Source organism: Oxynema mangrovii CENA135 (assembly GCF_016632315.1).
GTDB classification, from domain to species: domain Bacteria; phylum Cyanobacteriota; class Cyanobacteriia; order Cyanobacteriales; family Laspinemataceae; genus Oxynema; species Oxynema aestuarii.
In genome coordinates this window covers 2,684,157-2,700,311 of record NZ_JAEOXH010000001.1, presented here as the reverse complement: position 1 = coordinate 2,700,311, position 16,155 = coordinate 2,684,157, and the positions used below count along the sequence as shown (strand labels likewise).

Genomic DNA, 16,155 nt, shown 5'->3' with positions numbered 1-16,155 from the left:
TACACAGACTATGGAAATCCAGCAGCAAATCATTCAGAGAATTAACAACCTCGAAGGTAGTTTTAAAGACTATTCCATTCGATATTTAGTCAAAGATGCCGAACAGTTTGGTCCTTATCTCAAACAACAACGGCTAGAAACTAACCAAATCCGCAAGTTTCTCGATGCGATTAATCAACTCAAAACCACCCTTGCTCAAAATAATGACTTTTCTAGTATCGAAACAGGTGTGGTCTTGCTCAAACCTAAACTTGCTTATGCTGCCGCACGACAACCATCAGTTAAACCCTTAAGTGAGGTCATGTCGAAAGCGATCGATAAAGTAGAAGATACGCAAGATTTTGAACGTTTGGTGAACTTCATCGAATCAATTATTGCTTACCACAAAGCTGAAGGAGGACGATAAACATGGCTTACGCAACCGAACAAAAACCCTTACTTGGAAAATTTCGTCTGAAAAGTACCTTAACCGTTGAAACCGGGTTACATATTGGTGGAGGTGGCGATAACTTAGATATCGGTGGATTGGATAAACCCGTCATTCGCAATCCCCTAGATCGCTATCCATATCTTCCCGGTTCCTCAATTAAAGGGAAGTTGCGATCGATTTTAGAACGCTTACTCAATAAGCCATTAAACCGAGCGGGTGGGAGTGATACCTACCGTTATGAAAGTGACGATCTTGAAGATGGGTACAGTGAAGTCGGTAGAGGCAATAATAGCCAATTGATTTTCTTTACTGGCGCCAAACATTGTCCTGTTTCACGACTGTTCGGTTCGACAGGAGCGATTTGTTGGATTGAAGAACAAATTGCCCGAGATCGAGGTTTGGTTGGCAATAAGGCGCAATTGAAAACAATTGATAATAAATCATACGCCTTAATTAAAGGGCGCAATGCCCCAGCGCGTTTGATTGTCCGCGATTGCCATTTAACGGAGGATTCGATCGCCCAACTCAAACAAATTGATACCGGGTTGTACATGACCGAGTGGAAATTTGAAAATGGAATCGATCGCATTACTTCTGCCGCGAATCCGCGTCAAGTCGAACGTGTTCCCGCCGGATCGAAATTTAACTTTGAAATTATTTACACTGTTGAAAATCCGGAACAAGCGGAAGAAGACTTACGAAATATTGCGATCGCTCTCGCCATTCTGGAAGATGATGCACTTGGCGGTCACGGTTCTCGCGGTTACGGCAAAATTAGTTTCCAAAACTTCGAGTTTTTCTATCGCAGTATGGAACAGTACCGCCAAATCGTCGCAGGTAATGCCTCTTTCGCTCCAATTCAACAAGCGAAAAATACACCTGAACTTTTGGAAACCTTCGGTACTTTAAACGAAGAAATCCGTAAAATGTTGCCCGGAGATGAAAGTTAAAGATGAGCGATCGCAAGCTAGTTAAACTCGACTTTGGCAGCAATCCCGTTCACTTTGGAAAAGTCGGAATCGGTATCGAAGAAACCAGCGAACGGGTGAGTTCTGACGGTTTATTTAGCGCCTGGATGAGCATTTATGCCCGATTATTCGGCAAACAAGGCGTTGAAGAATTACTCGATCGATTCCTTAATGACTCTCCGCCGCCCGTGCGGATGAGTTCGACCTTTGTTTACTCTAAAAAGGCAGACTCGGAGATCTTTTATCTTCCCAAACCCTTACAATTCCCATGTGGTTATCCAGACCAAGATTTAGAGTTTTTCAAAACTTATAAAAGTTTGCGCTATCTTCCCTTAGATGTCTGGATGCGCTGGTATCAAGGACAGGGATTTACCGATCGCGATCGCGAGGAACTGAGTGCACGGGCAAAAAAGGAAAAATCTGAAAACGAAACATCTGAAAACGAGAAATCTGCGAGCCAGACCCCGGGCCAGACCCTAACAAAAGCTGGATTATTTGATTACAATGCCAGCTTTCAAGAACACAAACTGCCAAAAATTGCCATAGACCGCCGAACGGCAGCGACCAATTTATTTCACGCAGGTTTCGTACACTTCCACCACCAACAAAAGGAAAACAATCACAAGCAGAAAAGCAAAAAAAATAAGCAGGAAAGCCAAAAAATTGAGGAAAGAGCAGGATTGTACTTTATCTTGGATTTTCCGCAAGGCGATCGCGAATTAGAACAAAAACTGCACGCCGCCCTTCAACTTTTAGGAGAGGAAGGAATCGGCGGACGGCGATCGAGTGGTGCAGGACGGTTCACATTTGAGTGGCAAAATTTACCGAAAGACTTCGTTCGATTGTTTGATTTTGTTCAAACTTCCACCCATTACTGCTTGCTGAGTTTGTATTGGGACGATCCCGGTTTAAATTGGCAAGAAATTACCCGCGACAGTAGTTATGAAATGGAGCAACGGCGTGGGTGGCTTTCCGGTTCTCCCTCGGGGTTAAACTTACGCCGTCAGTCAGTGACCATGTTTCTTGAAGGTTCTTTATTTAAGCAACCACCCCAAGGAAAACTCGCCGATGTTACCCCACCCGATTTTCAATACTACCGCAATCAACATCGCGTTTATCGCAATGGTATTGCCTTGAGTCTTCCCGTTCGCATTAAACCCAACTCTTGAATCATTCTTTGAAGCGATGACCACTTCTCCATCACCCGGATTAACGAAACCTCAAACCGTTGAAATCCAGAAACTTCGCTTAAATAGTCCGATCTTGCATATTGGATCGGAAGTGCAGCGATTAAACCCTTTTGAATATATCCAAACTTCCAATCGGGTTTATTTACCCAATTCAGAAACACTCAGCAAAGCATTACTTCAACGAGGCTATTTGAATGATTATATTAGCCGCGTCGAACGTCGGGAAGGTATCGCCAACCTACTCGAAGATGCCTTGGGTGACGATTGGCAAAAGGCCAAAGACTCCGACGGCGAACCGATTTTTCCAAAGACTGCAATTAGTCGAAAATGGCCTGACGAACAAATCACCGATTTACGTCCGATGATTCGCAATGGTCTCGGAGAATTTTACATTCCCGGTTCTTCAATTAAAGGGGCTATTCGGACGGCGATCGCTTATTATTTACTCAGACATTCCGAGCGATATAACGTTCCCAAGGCAAAACGACTCAGTACAATTGAAGAAACCTTACAACGCCGCTTAGGTGGTAGAGAATTGAGCAAATTTCAGCAGAAATTTTTAGATGACGATCTATTTATGAATAGCTTGTTTACAGATTTTAATTTACGCTATCAAGATCGTCCAGTTCGAGCTAGAATGGGGCCGAATACAGATTTTATGAGGGCGATTAAAGTCAGTGATTCCGAGCCGTTATTGGAATGTAAAATTACCAATAAAAAAGGGAAGGAAATTACTTACAATATTCCTGTAGTAGCTGAAGTTTTAGTTTCGAGCCGATTCGATAACTATAATGCAAAATATCGAGCTTCAATTTACGCCGAGATGGTCAGAAATGTACGGACGACATTTACCATTAGTCTCGATACAGAAATGTTATCTTGGTTCAGCCACGATAAAGGAATGCAACTACCTTTTAAAACGATTGACGATATTGTAAAAATTTGTAGTGAATTTGCTCAAGAACAGTGGGATTTCGAGCATGACTACTGGAATGCCATCAAAAATAACCCTAATGCAGCAGGACGCAATTTAGATTTTAGTGAAATTCGCCGTTTTTACGAACCAGAAAACTGTCCCTACGCACTCCGTATCGGTTGGGGAACGGGAATGCGAGGAACGACAATTAATTTGAATCTTCCTGATGAATTAGTTCAAAACATTCGGGATAATTGTGGAATTGCAGCCCCAGGATTTGAAGCACCAAAGTCACGACGGACAGTTTATAACCCTAATGGGATTATTAAATATCTGCCGGGATGGGTGAAGTTTAAGGAGTTGAAAAATTAATGTTAATTCGATCGCATTGGACGGTTGTGCCTTGTGAACCTGCAGTTTTACCGCGTAGCTATCATTTAGAATTGGTAAAGGAGTTGCATCGCAGGATGGGATTAGAAATGGGAAACAATGAAATTCCCACGATCGCCTATTCCGGTTTGGTTGGATTTTCCTCGCGTTCTAAAGAATTTATGACTTTTCATCCAGACCAATTGTATTCTTTATCTTTATCCGGTTTATGCGATCCCGCCTCAAAGGCGATCGCCGATCTAGATTTATCAGAACAGTTAGAATTTTTAGGGTTTAAATTTGAACTGCGCGATCGCACTGACGAAACCAGCAGTTATGAAGAACTTTACACAACTTTAATCGGAGACGAACCCGAACCCGTTTATCATTTTGAGTTAGATTTTAAAACGCCAACTGCTTTTTCTCAAAATCGGATTCATTTACCTTTACCCCTACCGATTTCGATGTTTCGCAGTTGGTTAGAACGCTGGAACTATTTTAGTTCAGTGTATCTAGGGGGTGACGATTTACTCGCATATCTCAATGATGTAGTGGCGATCGGGCGTCACAATATTAAAACCCGAAAATTTCAAGTTTATCGTTCATTTATTACGGGATTTATCGGCAATGTCAGATTACAAATCTTGCGAAGAAGTGACCCATTATTAGCCAATGTCGCTCATTTATTAGTTCAGTATTCCCAGTTCGCCGGAACTGGGGCAAAAACCCGTTTGGGAATGGGGCAAACTCAAATTCAATTAGAGAATTGAAACAATATCGATTAACTTAACTGACGAAAACTATGACCATTCAAACTATTCTCTTAATTACTGTAGGTGGTTCTCCCGAACCAATTTTGACGGCCATTAAGGAATTAGAACCCAATCGCGTTGTCTTTATTTGTTCTGACGATACAGAAGATTCTAAAGGAAGTAAAGATCAAATTATTGGACAGGATAAACCTTGCATTATCCGTAAGGGTGATGAAGTTGAAAAAAGGGATAATATTCCGACCCAATTGCAAATGGGCGATCGCTTCAATCCCGATCGCGATTTGGTATTATTATCCAATCCAGACGATCTTTCTGAAAGTTACCGTGCGATCGCGGCAAAAATTCGTGAAATTCAACAAGAATTACCCAATAGTGAAATTTTAGCTGACTATACCTGTGGAACAAAAACAATGTCAGCCGCTTTAGCAATGGTAGGATTAGATTATCGACTTTCTTTATATGTGACAACTTCTATCCGACGGAATTTAGTGCGAGTTGAGTCAGGAGAAATTACAGAAAAAACAATCGCTTCACCTATTTTAGTCGAACGGACTATCGAGCAATTTTTACCTTTGTTTTTACAGCAATATAACTATCCTGCGGCAATCGCAGAGCTGAAAAATAGCCTAAAAATGGAATTACCTTCACCTTTGAAGCGACGCATCCGGACTTTATATGAGTGCTGCATGGGATTTGATGCTTGGGATCGTTTCGATCATGTCCAAGCATGGAAATTTTTATCAGTTCATATGAAATATCCTTCAATTCAACCGTTAGTTTTATTTCTAAAACGAGTTATGGGAAGTCGAGAAGGGATTGCTCATGCTGCTAATGATGATTTCCAAGCTCCAGAAAAAATTAATGGCCACGGCTATGAAATAGTTGAAGATTTGTTATTAAACGCTCAACGAAGGGCATCTTTAGAAAGATACGATGATGCTGTTGCACGTTTATATCGTGCCTTAGAACTTCTAGAGCAAGTCCGACTCTGGCAAGGCTATCAAATTAAAACTGGAGATTTAGACTTAGAAAAAATTCCAGAATCTTTACACGAAAAATATAGTGTTATGCGTTCTCCAGTGAGTCAGGCGATTCAAATTGGTTTAACCAAAAGTTACGAATTATTAGGAGAACTTAGCGATCCGTTAGGTGAAATATATCTACAGCAAAAATCCAAAATTTTAGACAGTTTAAAGTTGCGAAACTATTCGATTTTAGCACATGGATTGCAACCCGTCAGTCAAGACGAGTATGACCAATTTGCTAGAATTGTAATTCCGTTTATTGAAGATGGAATTATTGCAAGTATCCCAAAATCGAAATCTCAACCGATTCAATTTCCAACTGCTTTAAACATTTGATGATAAGGGAGACGGCAATACTGTGTCCTCATGGGATAATTGAAAATAGGGAGTATCCCAGTTTCGACAGTCTGCCCTCATCCCCCCGTCCCTTCTCCCTTTTTTAGGAGAAGGGACGCCAGATTGAAGTCCCTCCCGGATCGATTGGGAGAGAAATTTAGCGTGAGGATGGCAAACTAGGATACACTTAATCCGTATTATTAACGGATTTTCTAACTCAGATAGGATGAGTGTAGTTCGATCGAAAATACAAAATTTTTATCGATAGATAGCTTAACAGTCAATATAGATTCACTCAAAATCGATGACGAACAGTTTTTCCAACTTTATCAAGATAATCGCGATCTCAAATTTGAGTCCGATCGCAGGGAAAACTTAATTATTATGCCTCCAACGGGTGGCGAAACGGGTCGGTGTCATGCACGGATTATCCAACAATTATTAAATTTGAACGATCGCGTCAACGGAATTTAAACGACCAAATGGGACCCATCGATCGCCCGATGTTGCTGGGATTCCTTACGAAAGATGAGGGAATATCTTGATAATGGAATGCGATTGGATTGGGCGATCGCTCCGATCTTGCAAACTGTGGAAATCTATCGTCCGCAGCAATCGGTGGAGGTGTTGCAACGTCCGACGAATGTATCGGGGGAAGATATTCTACTCGGGTTTCTCTTGCAATAGGATCGCCTCTGGATAGAGCAGAATTGACAGGCGAAACTACTCCAGCAACTCCACCGTAAATCCCGGTAATACTGATTCTCCAGAGAGGGAAACGGGGAACGATCGCACCTCAACCGTCGTATGGGGACAGTAAATTTCCACCTGTTGGTTTTGAGGATCGATTAACCACCCTAATTGCAAACCACTCTGGAGATATTCCAGCATTTTCTCTTGGAGAGGTTTAAGGGAGTCACTGCGCGATCGCACTTCGATGACAAACTCGGGACAAATTGGGGGAAATCCTGCTTTTTCTTCCTCCGTTAATCCTTCCCATTTCTCCAGAGAAACCCACGCCGCATCGGGAGAGCGATCGCCTCCCTCGGGTAAGCGAAATAGGGTGGTCGAACTAAACACTTTTCCGAGTTGACTTTGACGATTCCACGCCCAGAGTAAGCCAATTAAATCCGCTTCTCGCCCACCACTGATGCCGCCGACTGGGGGCATAATCACTAATTCTCCTTTTGCAGTTCGTTCTAATTGTAAATCTTGGTTATCCAGACAAAGTTGATAGAATTGGGCATCGGTGAAGCCGATATTTTCTACATTCAGAATAACTGTATTTAACATTGTTTTCTGGTGAATAAAAATCGGGGTAAGGTGGGCAACTGCCCACCCTACAAGTCTCTAACTGCGGGCGATGCCTTCTTTGCGGGCGGCTTGTTGGACGGCGGCGGAGACTGCCGTCACGACGCGCTTATCGAACACCGAGGGGATAATGTATTCCGGGGTGAGTTCGGAGGGGTTGACCAAGGCGGCGATCGCGTTAGCGGCTTCGAGATACATCGCTTGGGTAATCGACTTGGCGCGACAGTCTAACGCACCGCGAAAGATACCGGGGAACGCTAGCACATTGTTAATTTGGTTGGGATAGTCACTGCGTCCGGTGGCAATGACGGCGACATCGTCGGCGACCAGTTCCGGCTGAATTTCCGGGATCGGATTGGCCATGGCGAAGACAATCGGGTCGGGGGCCATCGATCGCACCATCTCCGGGGTGAGGACGCCGGGAACGCTGACGCCGACAAAAACATCGGCGCCGACGAGGGCATCGGCGAGGGTTCCGCCTTTTTCCACGGCAAATTCCCGTTTTTCCGGGGTCAAATTAGGCCGATCGCCCGTGATAATCCCTTTCGAGTCGCACATGACGATCGATCGGGCACCCCCGTCGCGCAGGAGACGGGCCACGGCGACCCCAGCCGCCCCGGCGCCGTTCATGACGATCCGGATCTCGCCCATCGCCTTTTTCACTAGCTTGAGGGCGTTAATCAGGGCCGCTAGAGAGACGATCGCCGTACCGTGTTGGTCGTCGTGAAACACCGGGATATCTAACTCCTGGCGCAAACGCGCTTCGATCTCGAAACAACGGGGGGCGCTGATATCTTCCAAATTGACCCCGCCGAAGACCGGGGCGATGTTTTTGACCGTTTCGACGATTTCCTCGGCATTTTGGGTGTCGAGACAGATGGGGAACGCATCGACTCCGGCAAACGCTTTAAATAACATGGCTTTGCCCTCCATGACCGGAAGGGCTCCCGCCGGACCTAAATTGCCCAAGCCGAGGACGGCGGAACCGTCGGTGACGATCGCCACCGTGTTTTGTTTGATCGTAAAGTTATATACTTTGTCCGGATCTTGGGCGATCGCGCTACAGACGCGCCCGACCCCTGGAGTGTACGCCATCGCCAAATCCGCCTGGGTCTTGAGGGGGATTTTGTTTTCGATGTGAATTTTGCCCCCTCGATGCAGGTTGAAGGTGCGATCGTAGAGATTGACGACCTTAATGTCTTCGAGGGTTTTGACACTTTGAACGATTTCTTCGGCGTGTTCCGTACTCGCCGCATCGACGGTGATATCCCGCGTCGTACATTGCCGCGTTTGGTCGATCAGGTCGATTTGGCCGATATTGCCGCCGACTTCGCCGATCGCCCGGGTAACTTTGGCGAGGCTGCCCGCACGATTGGGGAGTTGCAAACGAATCGTAACACTAAAACTGGAATTTGGAGTCAGTTGGACCATCTTGTTTGTTCTGTTGTAAATCGTATCCCGAAAGATATCCCCGGAAATTAAGATCGTAGCGTTGAGTGCGACGGTTGGCTGTCACTGAATCGCAATAATTGCAAAATGGCGATCGCGGGTTCGCCCCCCCCGAGAGCCAAATTTTCGTGCTATCTTGCTATCCAGATAATATAAAACTTCTTTTTAAGATTCTGTCATAACAATGGGTTTAAATGATATTTGTTTGTATAATTCACCTCATTTATTTTTCGATTTTTCCTCGAAACTCGCCCCTTCGCGATCGCCATCGGCGAACCGATCGGGCTAAAATAGTCGTTTACTGGGGCGATCGCCGTCGGGATAGCTGACGAGGTGCGGCATGGCACCGAGAAACCAAGCCCTTTAGGGAACAAGCATCAAAACAAGCAATCAACCGGAATTTAACTGCAATTTCAGCGCTGAAAACCGAAGTAAAAGCCGATTCGATCGTGGATTGTCTCCTCAGTCTCGCTCCTCACTTCGGTCACTGAAGGCCATCGATCGCCCGATCGCCGCGATTCCCTCAAAACGAGAGATTTCGCGATGATTTGCATCACGATCGCCCGGTCAAATTCGCAGTATTTTTGACTGAAAACCCAATACTTTTAATAAACTTACTCGACGGTCGATTTCGCTGCGATCGCCGAGAGCATAGGTTAAAACAATAGAAATAAGAAAAAATAAGATACGAGTGAGGCAAGGTAAACATGAGCGACCATTCACCCGTCCAAATCTTGTTAGTCGAAGACAATAACGCCGATGCCGAACTATTAGAAACTTGGTTGTTCGATGTCGAACAATTTCGCTTTAACTTGACCCGGGCGTGCCGTTTGAGCGAGGCGATCGCCCATGTAGAAAACCAGTCCTTCGACATTATTTTACTCGACTTATCCCTTCCCGACAGTTGCGGACTCGAAACCCTGCATCAATTGCAGCAGTGGAAACCCTCCTCATCGGACGGCTATTCGCCGCGATCCGCGATCGCCCTCGTACCGACGATCGTACTGACCGGACTCGACGACGAAGACGTCGCGATCGCCGCCATCCATTGCGAAGCACAAGATTACCTCGTCAAAGGGCGATTTGACGGACAACTACTCGTCAAATCGATCCGCTACGCGATCGAGCGCAGTTCCCTATCGCGACAGTTAAAACACCTCTCCGAACAACTCGAATACCGGGTAAAAGAACGCACCGCCGAACTCGAAGACGCGATCGCCTCCTTAGAAGCAGAAATCCGCATTCGCAACCAAATCGAAGCGGCCCTAGAAAACAGTTATAACCTCTTAAACGGGGTCGTCGAAAATAGCATCGATGCTATTTACGTCAAAAATAGCGAAGGCTGCTATTTATTGGGTAATGCCAGCCTGGGAAAAGCATTAGGATGTAGCGTTCGAGATCTGTTCGGCAAAGACGATAGCGAATTATTGCCCTCAGAGATCGCCGCGACCTTGAAAGAACACGATCGCGAGGTCGTCGAGACCGGAGAAAGTCGAACCTTTGAAGAACCGATCCCAGTTGGCGGACAGTGGCGGATCTTTTCGAGCAATAAAAGCCCCTACCGCAACTCGAAAGGGGAAATCGTCGGCTCGATCGGCATTTGTCGGGATCTGACCGATCGCGTCGAAATGGAACGACAGTTAAAAAACTTTGCCGAAAAACAAGCCTTATTAATCGAGCATACCCCCCTCGCGGCGATCGAATGGAACGAAAACTTAGAAATCGTCGCCTGGAACCCTTCCGCCGAAAGGATTTTCGGCTATAGCCGCGAAGAGGCGATCGGCGCCGACCGTCGGCTGTTATTTCCCGACACAGAGATCGAGACCGACGAGGCGATCGCCATTTTAGGCTCGATCGGTGCCGATGGGATGGGCGTGGTTCGCGAACATGTCACCCGGGACGGACAGCCCGTGATTTGCGAGTGGTACAGTACGCCGATTTATCAAGGAGGGGAAACGATCGCCGGGGCCATTTCCTTGATTTTAGATATCAGCGATCGCGTCCGCCAAGAACGGGAAATCCGGGACAACGAAGCCGAATTTCGGGCCTTGTTCGCGGCGATGAACGATATTGTCATCGTTTTAGACGATCGCGGTTACTGTCTGAAAGTGGCGCCGACCCAAGAACAATTGTTGTACAAACCCCCGGAAGAATTAGTCGGGAAAACCCTGCACGAGATTTTCCCGATCGCCCTAGCGGAGGAATTTCTCAACTACATTCAAACGGCGATCGCCTCGCAAACCCCGGTCAAGTGCGAATATTGGTTGCCGATTGGCGATCGCGACATCTGCTTTGACGCCACCATTTCGCCGATGTCCGAGCATACCGCGATCTGGGTCGCCCGCGACATTACCGACCGTCAAAATACCCAACAGGAATTACAACAATATCAAAACCATTTAGAAGAACTCGTCCGAGAACGCACCGCCGAACTGGAGTGCGCCAACGCCGAATTACAGGCACAAATCGAACGACGGCAACAGTCGGAAACCGCCTTGCGCCAGAGTGAAAAACGGTTTCGGGCGATCGTCGAAGGAACGACAGTTCCCTTAGTGATTACCCGTAAATCCGACGGGACGATCTTTTATACCAATCAATTATTCTGCGAATTAGTCGGTCTGTCGCTGTCCGAGGCGATCGGTCGATCGGTGCGGCAGTTTTACGCCGATCCCGACGATCGCCCCAGGTTACTGCGACGGGTAGAACGAGACGGTTACGTCCACAGTTACGAACTCCAATTCAAACAAGCCGACGGAATGCTTTATTGGGCGATGGTTTCCATGCAAAGCATCGATTTTGAGGGCGAGGACGCCTTGCTGGCGACCTTTTACGACATCACCCAACGCAAGCGGATCGAAGAGGCCCTCGCCGCCAGCGAACGGCAGTATCGCTATTTAGTCGAAACCTCTCGGGATTTGATTTGGTCCGTAGATGCGCAGGGGTGTTGGACCTTTCTCAATCCCGTCGCGCGATCGATTTACGGCTACGACGTCGAAGAAATGCTCGGTCGGCCCTTCAGCGAGTTTGCCCGTCCCGAACAGGCCCAAAAAGATTTAGAAATCTTCGCCGGGTTGCTCGCCGGAGAACATCAATCCCTCGTTTACGAAACCCGACACCGACGCAAAGACGGGCGGGCCGTGGATCTGTGCTATAACGTCGTCGTCGTGCGCGATCGCGACGGGGCGATCGTCGGCACCACGGGAACGGCAACAGATATTACCGAACGCAAACGGGTCGAAGAAGCGCTCAAATTCACCCAATTTTCCGTAGACCATGCCGGGGATGCCATTTGTTGGGCGACCCCCGAAGGACGCTTTTTATTCGTGAACGAGTCCTTGTGTCGCTATTTCGGCTATACCCGCGAAGAATTACTCAATTTGAGTATTGCCGACCTCGACATTAAATATGGCGGCGATCGCTGGGACGAACAGTGGCAAAATCTGAAAGCGGCGAAAACCCTGACGATGGAAACCATCGGCCAGACCAAAGCGGGGACGCAGCGACCCTTTGAAGTGGTCGCCAACTATCTCGAATATCAGGGTCAGGAATATCTGTGCGCCTTTCTGCGCGATATCGGCGATCGCCAGGAAGCGGAACGTAAATTGCGCGATCGCGAACAATTTTTACGCAGTATTTGGGAAGGGGCCGGAATCCCGATTTTCGTGTTGGAAGTCGGCGAAGACGGCGAGTTTCGCTATGCGGGGGTCAATCCGATCGCCGCCGCCGAAAGTCCGATCCCGGCGGAGCAACTGTTGGGACGCACCTCCCGCGAAGTCTTACCGCCGGAAATTGCCGATCCGTGGAATGCCCGTTATCGGGAATGTTGTCAAACAGGCGAGCCGATTTCGTTCGAGGAAGCTTTAGTCGTCGGGGAAAACTGCACCTGGTTTTTAGCGACATTGACGCCGTTGCGCGACGGGGAGGGACGCATCGATCGCCTGATTTGCACCGCGATCGACATTACCGATCGCCGTTTGGCCGATCGCGCCTTGCAAGAAAGCCGGGAACAACTCGATAATATCCTGCGGTCCCTGGACGATATCGTCTGGTCTACCAGTGCGGATAATTCGCAAATTTTTTATCTCAACGAGGCATTCGAGGGGGTTTACGGGCGATCGGTGGCGGAAATTCGCGACAATCCCTCGATCTGGTTCGAGGCGATCGCCCCGGAAGACCGGGAGGGGCTGGAAACCCAAGGGGGCGAACTGTGGCAAAAAGGCAGTCACGACCGAGAATATCAAATCGTGCGACCGGACGGGGAACGACGCTGGATCCGCGATCGCGCCCGGGTGATTCGCGACGACAACGGCACCCCAGTTCGCATCGACGGGATCGCCACGGACATCACCGAACGCAAAACCTACGAAGCGGCCCTCGATTGCGAACGGCGGCAACTGCGCGAAATCGTCGCCCGCGCCCCGGTCGCGATGGCGATGTTCGATCGCCAATGGCGTTATCTGGCGTACAGCGATCGTTGGGTGGAAGAATACCATCTCGGTGACCAATCTCTCGTCGGACGCACTTTAGAGGAAACGCTGCCCGAGTTGGCGCGCCACTGGGCCGATCCGTGCGATCGGGCCTTAAACGGCGAGGCGATTTCCCATCCGGAAGACTGCCTCGAAATCGACGAGGCTAGGCGGATTTACCTGCGTTGGGCGATTCAGCCGTGGTATGCCAGCGCCGGGGAAGTCGGCGGGATCGCGATCGCCACTCACATTATCGACGAGTTAGTTGAAGCCCGGGAAGCCGCCTTACAAACGGCCCGACTCAAAGCCCAATTTCTCGCCAATATGAGCCACGAAATTCGCACCCCGATGAATGGGGTGCTGGGGATGACCGAGTTGCTGCTGCACTCGTCGCTGACGCCCCAACAACGGGATATCGTGGAGACGTTGCGCTTGAGCGGTCAAAATTTACTGACCTTAATTAACGATATTCTCGATTTCTCCAAACTCGAAGCGGGAGAAATGCGCCTCGAAATGCGCCCGTTCGACCTCGCCGAAGGTCTCGAAGAATTGCTCAATTTATTCGGCCCGCAAGCGCAAGCCAAGGGGATCGGTTTCGCGATCGTTCTCGACCCGCAGGTGAACCGCGATCGACGCGCAGATCTGTACCATCTCAAGCAAATTCTCTCGAATTTACTCGGAAACGCGGTCAAATTTACTCAACGCGGTCAGATCGTGTTACGGGTTCGCAACGCGGCGACGCCTCCAGCAGATCGGACGGCGACGGTAGTGCGCTTTGAGGTTAGCGATACGGGAATCGGCATCGATCGCCAGAACCGCGACCGCTTATTTACCTGTTTTTCCCAAGTCGATCCCTCGACCACTCGGGAATATGGCGGCACCGGGTTGGGTTTGGCGATCGCCAAGCAACTCGTGGATCTGATGGGCGGCGAAATCGGCCTGGAGAGCGAACCCGGGCGCGGTTCGACTTTTTGGTTCGAGGTACCTTTAGAACGAGAACGCGACGCCGAACCGAACCCGGAGGCGGATTGTTTGCCGGGTCGGCGCTTGTTGGCGGTTCGCGAACGGGCGGCGGATCGCGAGGCGATCGCGGCGTGGGCCGCCTATTGGGGGGTGGAAGTCAGGGAAGCGGCGGACTTGCGGCAGGCGTTGGCGATGGTTTACGCGGCGTTGACGGAAGAGCGCCCCTTCGATTTTCTGGCGATCGATTGGGCGATCGTCAAAAGTACGCCGAAGCTGCTCGAACGGCTGTTGTGCGGCAATGCAGCCCTGGCGCGCACGGCGGCGATCGCGATCGGTCCGTTTGCCGAAATCGAACCACTCCAAGCGCTGTTAAATCGCGGTTTTGCGGGATACGCGATCGAACCGCTCGTCCCGTCGCGCCTGCTGCAATGTTTGCGCGGCGAAGTGGTCTCGCCGTTACCCGCCCCCGGTCAGCCGCGATCGCCCGGCGACTCCGTTCCCTCCGCGTCTGCCCAGGAGAACGGAGGATCGCCCTTAGTCCCCTCGTCGGGACTGAAAGTGCTGCTGGTGGAAGATACGCCGATCAATCAGAAGGTGGTCAGGGGTCAACTGGAACTGTTGGGGATTGCGGTGGAGGTTGCCTGTAACGGTCGCGAAGCCCTCGATCGCCTCGCCCGGGAACGTTACGATTTGGTGTTGATGGACTGCCAGATGCCCGTCCTCGACGGTTACGACGCCACGCGCCAGTTGCGCGATCGCGAAGCGTCTGCGTTCGCGAAGGGACTCCAAAGGAGTCAGGAGAATCGCGAAGCCTGCGAAGGTCGGACGACGGTGGTGGGATTGACCGCCTACGCGATGAAGGGCGATCGTGAAAAATGTCTGGCGGCGGGGATGGACGATTATTTGAGCAAACCGGTCACCGTGGAAGAGTTAGAGGGGATGTTGAGGCGCTGGACGCCGTGGCAAGCTTCGGAGGGCATTCGCGAATCGTCTCCCCAGGAGAATCGCGCCCCGGTGGCGGTGTCGTCCCCACCGGATCCTCCTCTTCGCGGAGCGTCTCTCCAGGAGAATCGCGCAATCCCGGTGGATCTGGCTCACTTACAGAAAGTCTCCCGGGGCGATCGCGACTTCCAACGGGAGTTGTTGACGGTGTTTCTGAACGACTGCAACGATTATCTCGCGGCTCTCAAACAGGGGTTAACTCGGGGAGACGCCCCCCAAGTCGCCCGCGCCGCCCATCAAATTAAAGGCGCCAGTCTCAGTGTCGGCATTCGCACGATTCCCGATTGGGTGACGACCCTCGAAGAAGACGCACGCCAGGGAAATCTTACCCGCACCGGGGCGATCGCGACGGCGATCGAAGCGGCTCTGGAACGGCTTCGCCTCTGGGTCGCACAATTCGAGTCGCTCCCCGGCGACGCCGAGGCGATCGTCTTACAGAGTCGCGACCCGATCGCCCCCGCACCGGAGTTGCCACCGCCACCGCCTCCCGAACCGATCGCATCCCCGCCCCCCTCCGACCCCGACGAATGCCCAGTAGACCGCGATCGCCTCGACGCGCTCAGTCGCGGCGATCGGGAGTTTCAAATCGAACTGTTACAGGCGTTTATGGACGATGCCTCGGGTTATCTTGCCCATCTCAAAGCAGCCTTAGCGGCGTCGGACGCGATCGCCCTCGCCCGTCACGCCCACCAGCTCAAAGGCAGCAGCGCTACGGTCGCCATACGATCCATGCCGGAGGTGGCCAGCGCGATCGAACAAATGGCGAAACAAAATCAGCTCGCTCCGGTTCCCAACTATATGAAGGAACTAGAGACAATTTTCGAGCGCGTTCGAGTATTTTTACGGAGTTTACAGACCGGGAATGTTGACGGTAACCCGGAATAATTCCGCAATTGTACTGAGGAAAATTCAGCACAATTGCGGAAGTTTTTTGGCGGCGATCGGTCATATTGCGGA

11 protein-coding genes are annotated in these 16,155 nt (G+C 49.7%); 9 read left to right on the top strand and 2 right to left on the bottom strand.

Annotated elements, in window-relative coordinates; all coding sequences use genetic code 11:
* Positions 1-10 precede the first annotated feature (10 nt).
* From csm2 to JJD41_RS25705, 8 genes are all read left to right on the top strand, one after another.
* Positions 11-406, top strand: a complete 396-nt coding sequence (csm2, locus tag JJD41_RS10565) for a type III-A CRISPR-associated protein Csm2 (protein ID WP_200665884.1) — start codon at positions 11-13, stop codon at positions 404-406.
* A 2-nt stretch (positions 407-408) separates the two neighbouring features.
* Positions 409-1,380, top strand: coding sequence for a type III-A CRISPR-associated RAMP protein Csm3 (gene csm3 / locus JJD41_RS10560; RefSeq protein ID WP_200665883.1), 972 nt, complete (start codon positions 409-411; stop codon positions 1,378-1,380).
* 2 nt (positions 1,381-1,382) lie between these two features.
* Positions 1,383-2,567, top strand: coding sequence for a type III-A CRISPR-associated RAMP protein Csm4 (gene csm4, locus JJD41_RS10555; protein ID WP_200665882.1), 1,185 nt, complete (start codon positions 1,383-1,385; stop codon positions 2,565-2,567).
* A gap of 16 nt (positions 2,568-2,583) precedes the next feature.
* Positions 2,584-3,876, top strand: a complete 1,293-nt coding sequence (csm5, locus tag JJD41_RS10550) for a type III-A CRISPR-associated RAMP protein Csm5 (protein ID WP_200665881.1) — start codon at positions 2,584-2,586, stop codon at positions 3,874-3,876.
* Positions 3,877-3,983: 107 nt separating this feature from the next.
* Complete coding sequence (gene cas6, locus JJD41_RS10545; protein WP_234488580.1) at positions 3,984-4,643, top strand: CRISPR system precrRNA processing endoribonuclease RAMP protein Cas6; 660 nt, start codon at positions 3,984-3,986, stop codon at positions 4,641-4,643.
* Between the two features lie 32 nt (positions 4,644-4,675).
* The gene (locus JJD41_RS10540) at positions 4,676-6,007 is read left to right on the top strand and encodes a TIGR02710 family CRISPR-associated CARF protein (protein ID WP_200665879.1); all 1,332 of its coding nucleotides are present in this window, start codon (positions 4,676-4,678) and stop codon (positions 6,005-6,007) included.
* Between the two features lie 240 nt (positions 6,008-6,247).
* A complete protein-coding gene (locus JJD41_RS25710; RefSeq protein ID WP_370583828.1) occupies positions 6,248-6,481 on the top strand; it encodes a Uma2 family endonuclease in 234 nt (77 codons plus the stop codon).
* 54 nt (positions 6,482-6,535) lie between these two features.
* A complete protein-coding gene (locus JJD41_RS25705; protein WP_370583782.1) occupies positions 6,536-6,694 on the top strand; it encodes a PDDEXK family nuclease in 159 nt (52 codons plus the stop codon).
* A 36-nt stretch (positions 6,695-6,730) separates the two neighbouring features.
* On the opposite strand, the gene JJD41_RS10530 is transcribed toward JJD41_RS25705, so the two are convergent.
* Together JJD41_RS10530 and JJD41_RS10525 are read right to left on the bottom strand one after the other, a co-directional pair.
* Positions 6,731-7,300, bottom strand: a complete 570-nt coding sequence (locus JJD41_RS10530) for a Uma2 family endonuclease (RefSeq protein WP_200665878.1) — start codon at positions 7,298-7,300, stop codon at positions 6,731-6,733.
* A 57-nt stretch (positions 7,301-7,357) separates the two neighbouring features.
* Positions 7,358-8,749: a malic enzyme-like NAD(P)-binding protein gene (locus JJD41_RS10525; RefSeq protein ID WP_200665877.1), complete on the bottom strand. Its 1,392-nt coding sequence runs from the start codon at positions 8,747-8,749 to the stop codon at positions 7,358-7,360.
* Between the two features lie 725 nt (positions 8,750-9,474).
* Here JJD41_RS10525 and JJD41_RS10520 point away from each other — a divergent pair.
* Positions 9,475-16,083, top strand: coding sequence for a PAS domain S-box protein (locus JJD41_RS10520; RefSeq protein ID WP_200665876.1), 6,609 nt, complete (start codon positions 9,475-9,477; stop codon positions 16,081-16,083).
* Positions 16,084-16,155 lie beyond the last annotated feature (72 nt).

Excerpts from the sequence above, each read along its gene's own strand:
- JJD41_RS10540 (WP_200665879.1), top strand. The coding sequence starts at position 4,676 with ATGACCATTCAAACTATTCTCTTAATTACTGTAGGTGGTTCTCCCGAA.
- csm3 (WP_200665883.1), top strand. The coding sequence starts at position 409 with ATGGCTTACGCAACCGAACAAAAACCCTTACTTGGAAAATTTCGTCTG.
- JJD41_RS10530 (WP_200665878.1), bottom strand. The coding sequence starts at position 7,300 with ATGTTAAATACAGTTATTCTGAATGTAGAAAATATCGGCTTCACCGAT.
- JJD41_RS10525 (WP_200665877.1), bottom strand. The coding sequence starts at position 8,749 with ATGGTCCAACTGACTCCAAATTCCAGTTTTAGTGTTACGATTCGTTTG.
- cas6 (WP_234488580.1), top strand. The coding sequence starts at position 3,984 with ATGGGAAACAATGAAATTCCCACGATCGCCTATTCCGGTTTGGTTGGA.
- JJD41_RS10520 (WP_200665876.1), top strand. The coding sequence starts at position 9,475 with ATGAGCGACCATTCACCCGTCCAAATCTTGTTAGTCGAAGACAATAAC.
- JJD41_RS25705 (WP_370583782.1), top strand. The coding sequence starts at position 6,536 with ATGAGGGAATATCTTGATAATGGAATGCGATTGGATTGGGCGATCGCT.
- csm5 (WP_200665881.1), top strand. The coding sequence starts at position 2,584 with ATGACCACTTCTCCATCACCCGGATTAACGAAACCTCAAACCGTTGAA.
- csm2 (WP_200665884.1), top strand. The coding sequence starts at position 11 with ATGGAAATCCAGCAGCAAATCATTCAGAGAATTAACAACCTCGAAGGT.
- csm4 (WP_200665882.1), top strand. The coding sequence starts at position 1,383 with ATGAGCGATCGCAAGCTAGTTAAACTCGACTTTGGCAGCAATCCCGTT.